Here is a 7,204-nt window from a genome sequence, read left to right as displayed (position 1 = left end):
CGGGGCAGTCCCGGACTCACACCGGGTTCCCTCTTACGACACCCACCACACAAAGCGCAGGCGAACCAGCAACACCGAGAACCATACATGTAGTAGGCGGCCTAGAACACGGGTACCAGATATAGGCGTGTCGCGTTCGGAACGCAGCGGTACTTCGCGGTCGACCACGGCCCGCCCTCATCGCCGTCGCTGACGGCCGATGTCGTCGAGGGAGACCCGGGCGAGCACCAGGAGGGCCTGCGGGGTGGCGCGTCGCCACTGGTCCCGGGTCTCGGTGGTGATGCCGTTCCGCCGAGCGTCGCTGAGCGCGGTCGCGTCGTAGGCGACGGCGCCGATGTCTGCGGTGGCGTCGGCCGGTGTCAGCTGGAGGGTCCGCACCCAGGAGGCGGCCTTGGCGGCACCGGTCAGGAGCCGGCGGCCGGCGTCGGCGGTCACCAGATGTGTTCGGCCCACGGCGCGGATCGCCTCTCCGGCCAGGCCCGTGCTGTTGGTGTTGGCCGAGGCAGTCGGCCCGGAGCCGTCGAACGAACCGTTCTGGGCCTGCTCCCGCAACAGCCACAGGGCGCCCTTGCGTGCGGCCGTACCCGCGGCCTTGTTCCCTGTCCGGTAGGCCGCGAGCAGGGCCTGGACGGACAGACCGGTCGAGTCGGGATCGAGCACCGGGTCGGCGGCCTGGTCACAGCGAGGGGCGGCGTCGTCGGGGTCGAGCCGGAAACCGCCGGCCGCGCACTGCTGCCTGGTCAGGAAGCTCACCGCGGCCCTCGGGACGCCGCCGGATCGGGCCAGGCCGAGGATGTTGAACGCCTGCCCGAAGGTGTTGCTGTAGTCGGTGGTGCCCTGGTCCTGAAACCGGCCTCTGTTCACGCCGGAGGCCGTCATCAGGGCGAGCGACTCGGCGCGCAGGTCGAATCCGCCGAAGTCGCGTGGGTCGGAGCCGGTCACATCGGCGAGGTACAGCAGCTTTCCGGTCGCTCCGGAGATTCGGACGCCCGGCTGCCCGTAGTCGTCGCTGTTGTAGGACCGGACATGCGCGGCGACGTACGCGGTCGCCTTCGTGGCGAGGGCCGGCCGTGCGCCGGTGGCCTTGAGCGCGACGACCGAGTCGACGGTCAGGCCCCAGTCGGTGAAGTCATATTGATCGTTGTGGATCCCGCCGTGGTCGTCGAGCTGCGATGCCTGCCAGGTCGCGGCCGCGACGGCGGAGGAGCGCGGGGTGGCCTGGGCGGGCGCCGCGAATCCGGCGACGACGGCTCCGACGGTCAGCGTGGCGAGTAACTGCCGAACAGCGATGTGCATGGGCAAAAGAGCCTTTCACTCGGATCGTGGATGCCGAAGACGTGAGTCCCCGCCTGCGCCTAACGGGCCTCCCGGATGGGTACGGGATCGGGTTTCTTCGCGGCCCGCGCCTCGGTCTTCGCGGGTCCTTTCCGGCCACCGGGGGTGAAGGTGGGTGTGTGCCCGAAGGAGGCTTTGCGGGCGGCGCGTCGGAGGGTGGCCAGGACGGCGGGGCCGAGGACGATGATGGCGATCGTGTTGGTGACCGCGCGGCCGGTGTCCCAGCCGGCGGTCGAGGTGAGCAGGGTGAAGACGGCGAAGCGCCGCAGGTTGTCCCAGACGGCGGCGCCGGGCACGTACGAGATGTGGCCGTGGTAGTACGGCACTTCGGCGCCGGTGATGAAGGGCCAGAACCACAGGTTCATGAGGAAGCCGAACAGGTAGGCCACGACGATGCCGTAGCCGACGAGCATGGCGATCTCGGCCTTGCCGGTGACGCGGCGGGGCAGCAGCCCGGCACCCATGCCGATCCAGGCCGAGCACATCATCTGGAACGGCAGCCAGGGTCCGACGCCCGCCGTCAGCAGCGCGGAGGCGAACAGCGACGTGCAGCCGAGCACGAAGCCGAATCCCGCGCCGTAGACCCGCCCGGCGAGTACGAGCATGAAGAAGACGGTCTCGATGCCGGCCGTGCCGGCGCCGAGCGGCCGGAGCGCGGCGTTGATCGCGGACAGGACGCCGAGCATCGCCAGCGCCTTGGAGTCGATGCCCCCCTCGGACAGCTCGGCGAGGACGATGACGATGAGGACCGGCAGGATCGCGATGAAGATGAAGGGCGCGTCCGGCCCGTGCTGCATGCTCTCGGGCTTGACCCGGACCAGCAGCGGCCACAGGAACATCATCAGACCGGCCAGCGAGGCCAGCGTGAGCACGATCGCCGAGCGCGCTCCGAGGCGCACGGGCGGCGAGGGCTTCATCGGGCCTCCTGCGGGAGAGCGGCGCGGACGTCCTCGACGGTGAGCCAGCCCGGGCCGAGGATCTTGGCCACCTGCGGGGCGAAGGCCGGTGAGCCGCCCAGGACCTCACGGGCCGGCCCGTCGGCGACGATCTCGCCCTCGGCCAGGACGACGACCCGGTCGGCCACGGCGGCGACGAACTCCACGTCGTGGGTGGCGACGACGACGGCGCGGCCCTCGGCGGTGAGGCTCGCGACGATGGCGGCCAGGGCGGCCTTGGCGTCGTAGTCGAGGCCGCGGGTCGGCTCGTCGAGCAGCATGACCCGGGGTGAGGCGGTGAGCTGTACGGCGAGGACGAGGGCGAGCCGCTGCCCTTCGGACAGGTCGCGAGGATGCGCGTGCGGGTCGACACCGGGTGCGAGCCGGTCGAGCATGTCCCGGCAGGAGCCGGGTACGGCGGAGGCCTCGCGGTCGGCGGCGGCGCACTCGTCGGCGACCCGTTCGAGGTAGAGCAGGTCGGAGGCGCTCTGGGGCACGAGCCCGACGAGGGTCCGGGCCCGCGCGCTGGTCAGCTTTCCCGGGTCGGATCCGGCGACGCTTACCGTGCCGCCCTGGCGGGGGCCCGAGCCTTGAAGCGCCCAGAGCAGCGAGGACTTGCCGGAGCCGTTGCGGCCCATGAGCGCGAGGACCCTGGCGCCGTGCAGGTCCAGGTCGATCCCGCGTACCGCGACGGTCGTGCCGTACCGGACCACGACGTCGCGACCGGTGAGCACGGGTTCGCAGGCCGTGCCGCCGGGCTCGGCGGGGACCTCCGGAAGGGCCGCGCGCAGCGGCGCCGCCTGCCGGCGCGCGTCGCGGACCGACAGCGGCAGCGGTGTCCATCCGGCGAACCGCCCGAGCGCCACGATGGGCGGCCCGATCGGCATGTCCAGCAGCACCTCGGCCGGCGGCCCGTCGACCAGGGTGCCGTCACCGGGCAGGTAGAGCATCCGGTCGGCGAACGGGACGACCCGTTCCATCCGATGCTCGGCGAGCAGCACGGTCGTGCCGAGATCCTGGACGAGCCGGGCGAGCGTGGCGAGCACGTCCTCGGCCGCGGTCGGGTCGAGCGCCGAGGTCGGTTCGTCCAGCACCAGAACCGGCGGATGCATGGTGAGGACGGAGCCGATCGCGACGCGCTGCTGCTGCCCGCCGGACAGGGTGCGCAGCGCCCGGCGGCGCAGGTCGGCGATGCCGAGCAGGTCCAGGGTCTCCTCGACGCGGCGGCGCATGACGTCCGGCTTCAGGCCGAGCTGCTCCATGCCGTAGGCGAGCTCCTCCTCGACGGTGTCGGTGACGAACCCGGCCAGCGGGTCCTGGCCGACGACGCCGACCAGGTGGGAGAGCTCGCGGGGCGGGCGGGTGGCGGTGGTGATGCCGCCGACCGCGACCTCGCCCTGAAGGTGACCGCCGGTGAAGTGCGGGACGAGCCCGTTGACGGTGCCGAGCAGGGTGGACTTACCGGCGCCGGTACGGCCGGTGACCAGCACGAGTTCGCCCTCGCCGACGGTCACCGTGATGCCGTTGAGCACGGGGTCGTCCTGCCCGTGGTACCAGAAGGAGACATCGGTCAGCTCGATCATGCGGGCAGCTCCCCGGCCGGGGCTTCGGCGAGCTCGGGCGGCGGGGTGAGGAACGCCGGCAGCGTCCCGACGAGCACCCCGCACAGCGGCTCCGACGACAGCAGCGGCCACGACAGGTTGATCAGGGAGGGGTTGAGGTTCGTCGGGTCGACACTGGAGGTGGCGTACAGCATGATCGCGACGGCGATCCCGCTGCCGGCCGTGAGGGCCTCGGCCAGGCCCCACCGGTCGGGCCGGTACCGGGTGCGCCGCACCCGCCGGCCGGCCAGCCGGAACCCGGCCAGGGCCACCGCCAGCCCGCCGAGCAGGACGGGCAGGCCCAGGTAGCGCGGCGTGCTGCCGTCGAGGGTGCCGTACACCCCGACGCACACACCGCCGAGCCCCACGATCATCAACAGGCCGGTGGCGAGCCGCGCCCGCCGTCCGGCCGTACCGGACCTGCCGTACCCGCGCGAGTCCATCGACGCGGCGAGCTGGAGCGAACGGCCGAGGGCATCCTCCAGGACCGGGATGACGATCGTGTGCAGCGCGTGGAAACGCTTGCCACGGGTCCCGCCGCGCAGCTTGCGGGCCTGCCGGATCCGCAGGACGCTCTCGGCGAGCTGCGGGAACACCGACAACGCGACGATCACGGCCGTACCGGCCTCGTACAGGGCGGGCGGCATCGCCTTCAGCAGCCGCTTGGGGTTGGCGAGCGCGTTCCCGGCGCCCAGGCAGATGAGCATGGTCGCCAGGCGTAGCCCGTCGTACAGGCCGCCGAGCAGCGACTCGGCGGACACGTTCCCCAGCAGCCGGATGCCCGCCGCCCAGGCGGGCAGCGGGATCTCCGGAAGCCGCAGGATGATCGTGGATCCCTCCGCGCCGCCGAAGACGAGCCGGAAGAACACCCGGGAGATGATGATCACGGCGCCGAGCACGAGGTAGACGCGGAAGGCCATCGCCCACGGCGCCTCCGACCGGCGGGCGACCACGACGTACGCCACCACGGCGATGATGGCGGCCAGCAGCCACGGGTTCGTCGTCCGGCCGGCCGCCGCCGCGAGGCCGAGCGTCCACAGCCACCACGCTCCCGGATGCAGGTCGCGCGGCAGGAAGTACGCGGCCGATGCGGAGCGCATCACGACTCTCGGGCGCGTCTACGGCGCCAGGCGGTCAGCCCGGTACCCGCACCGAGCACGACGATCGCGGCGGCGGCCACCCAGGGCGCACGGTCGCTCGCGCCGGACTGCTTCTTGATCAGTCTTTCGACGGGAGGGAGATTCTGGCCTCCGGTCCAGGCGGCGTTGTGTGCGGGATCGTCCGCCGTCGACCCGGTCCGCGGGCGAGGGGGCGGACGTCCCGAGCCTCCGTCTCCGGCCGTAGACGACCGTCCGGATGCCGGCCTCCGCCCGGACGACGTTCCCGGCTGCCCGGTGCCTGACGCGCCGCCGGTGTGGTCGCCGGTCGAGCCGGGCTGGGCCGCGTTCGGGTCGTTGCCGGCCGGGGCGGGCTCGGGGGCGGTGGTGCAGGCACCGCCCTCGGTCCCGGGACGGACCGCGGCGATCCGCGGCTTGGGGTTGGTGTCGGCGGTCGCGTTCAGCGAGAACGACCAGCCCTCGAACCCGCCCGGCGTGAAGTCGCGGTTCTTCACGCCCCACTGGCTGTAGGTCCAGGCGCAGTCGTTGCCGGCATGCCAGTACGACCAGTACGCGGCGGCGGGCGGCGTGTTGACGCACAGCTCCCGGTAGCTCTCGTTCCCCTTGACCGGGATCTTCTCCGCCGCCGACGGCCGGTTCTCGATCCGGCAGATGAACGCCTCGCCCCACCGCTGGACGCCGGCGATCTCGAAGCCGGCGTTCTTCAGCGCGTCCAACCCGGTGCCACGGGTGGACTGCGGGTCGCACCGCACGATGGTGGTGCCGCCGAGCTGCTGGAAGTCGACGACGACGGTGACGCCCGTGCCGGTCTTGCAGAATCCCGGCTTTCCCTTGGACGAGTCGATGGCGAGCGCGCTCGGCGCCGGCGTCGTCGCGAGGATGACACCGAGCAGGACGGCGAGGGCGGCGGCCGCCCGGACGACCCGTTCGGCCGTCCGGGCGCCGCTTCGGTGATGTCGGGTCACTGAACCGTCAGCGTCGTCGTGTTGTAGACGGTGCCGCTGCTTCCGGTGGCGCTGATCGTGTACGTGTAGGTGCCCTTGGCCGTCGGTGTGATCGTCTTGGTGCCGCCCGGGACCGCCAGCGAGCCGGACCAGGAGCCGCCGCCGGCCGCCGGGGAGACCGAGTGCGCGGTGATGCCGGTCGCGTTGGTCGAGCTCCAGGTCAGTGAGGTGCTCTGCCCCAGCGTGATCTTGCCGTCGAGGTCGTCGACCGACAGGCTCACGGTCGGGTTGCCGGGGCCCACGGCCGGGTTGTTCGGGGTGACGCCGGGCGGCGGGTTGGTGCCGGCCGTCTTGTTCAGCGAGAACGACCAGCCCTCGAAGCCGCCGGGCACCACGTTGCGGTTGGCCGCGCCGTAGCTGCTGTAGGTCCAGGCCGTACCACCGCCGTCGGCCCACCAGTACGACCAGTACGCCGAGCCGGGCGGGGTGACGACGCAGGCCTCGTGGTAGTTCGGGTTGCCGGTGATCGGGATCGACTCGGTGGCCGAGGGACGGCCGTTCAGCCGACAGACGAAGGCCAGGCCCCACTGGGCGACCCCGGTGACGCTGATGCCGGCGTCCTGGAGTGCCTTGATGCCGGTGCGCTGGGTGCCGGGGGCGGGGTTGGGCGAGCAGCGGGTGACGGTCGGTGCGGGGGTGCCGCCGTTGCCGTCGAGCTCTTGGAAGTCGATCACAACCGTGACGCCGGTCAGGGCGTCGGCTCCGGTGCAGATGCCGTCGTAGCCGTCGGCGTGCGCCGGTGTGGGAACGGCCGTCTGGAGGCCTACGGCGAGCGCGGCGGACAGGAGGAGTCCACCGATGCCTGCGGTGATCCTTTTCACGTGGTGCTCTCCCGAGAGGTGGTCGGATTGTTCAGGCCCTGGCCGGGCGGGGTGGGCCGCCCGGTCCGCGAAGGCGGGGCGGCCCTCGATCGCCGGGCGATCCGGTGGCGGACGGCGAGGATGCCGATGACGATGGCCCCGGCCAGGACGACGGCAAGCACGCTGGCGGCGGCGACGCGCCAGGTGAACCAGCCGCCCGCGACGCTCGCGCGCACGGCCGTCCTGCCGGTTCCGAGGTTCAGGCCGATCTGCACGGGCGAGCCGGTCGCGCCGAGCCAGGAGTGGTCTGCCACGCCGGGCGCGGCGGCGATGCTCGTCGGCAGATCGCTGGTGGTTCCGGTGCCCGCGGCGAGACCGCCGTCGGCGCGGACGACCGCGGCGAGCGCGTCG

6 protein-coding genes, 1 pseudogene and 1 riboswitch are annotated in these 7,204 nt (G+C 72.5%); all 7 genes and pseudogenes read right to left on the bottom strand.

The window, feature by feature from the left end:
- Positions 1-85, bottom strand: a riboswitch (cobalamin riboswitch). This riboswitch is flagged as partial in the annotation.
- 92 nt (positions 86-177) lie between these two features.
- Entirely contained in the window at positions 178-1,296 is a 1,119-nt protein-coding gene (locus tag ACFFNX_RS39055) for a prenyltransferase/squalene oxidase repeat-containing protein (protein ID WP_378211184.1), read from the bottom strand.
- Between the two features lie 59 nt (positions 1,297-1,355).
- Entirely contained in the window at positions 1,356-2,252 is an 897-nt protein-coding gene (locus tag ACFFNX_RS39050) for an ECF transporter S component family protein (protein WP_378211183.1), read from the bottom strand.
- Positions 2,249-3,853 carry an ABC transporter ATP-binding protein gene (locus tag ACFFNX_RS39045; protein WP_378211182.1) on the bottom strand — a complete coding sequence of 535 codons (1,605 nt, stop codon included), beginning with the start codon at positions 3,851-3,853 and terminating at the stop codon, positions 2,249-2,251. Before ACFFNX_RS39045 ends, ACFFNX_RS39050 begins: the two co-directional genes overlap by 4 nt.
- Complete coding sequence (locus ACFFNX_RS39040; protein WP_378211181.1) at positions 3,850-4,971, bottom strand: CbiQ family ECF transporter T component; 1,122 nt, start codon at positions 4,969-4,971, stop codon at positions 3,850-3,852. The genes ACFFNX_RS39045 and ACFFNX_RS39040 overlap by 4 nt, the downstream gene beginning before the upstream one ends.
- Complete coding sequence (locus tag ACFFNX_RS39035) at positions 4,971-5,954, bottom strand: ABC transporter substrate-binding protein (protein ID WP_378211180.1); 984 nt, start codon at positions 5,952-5,954, stop codon at positions 4,971-4,973. Before ACFFNX_RS39035 ends, ACFFNX_RS39040 begins: the two co-directional genes overlap by 1 nt.
- Complete coding sequence (locus tag ACFFNX_RS39030) at positions 5,951-6,814, bottom strand: hypothetical protein (protein WP_378211178.1); 864 nt, start codon at positions 6,812-6,814, stop codon at positions 5,951-5,953. Before ACFFNX_RS39030 ends, ACFFNX_RS39035 begins: the two co-directional genes overlap by 4 nt.
- Positions 6,811-7,204: pseudogene (locus tag ACFFNX_RS39025) on the bottom strand (hypothetical protein); the annotation flags it as partial. The pseudogene ACFFNX_RS39025 and the gene ACFFNX_RS39030, both read right to left, overlap by 4 nt.

The sequence above is a fragment of the Actinoallomurus acaciae genome, assembly GCF_042429965.1.
Lineage (GTDB): Bacteria > Actinomycetota > Actinomycetes > Streptosporangiales > Streptosporangiaceae > Actinoallomurus > Actinoallomurus acaciae.
This window is presented reverse-complemented; position numbering and strand designations above follow the sequence as displayed.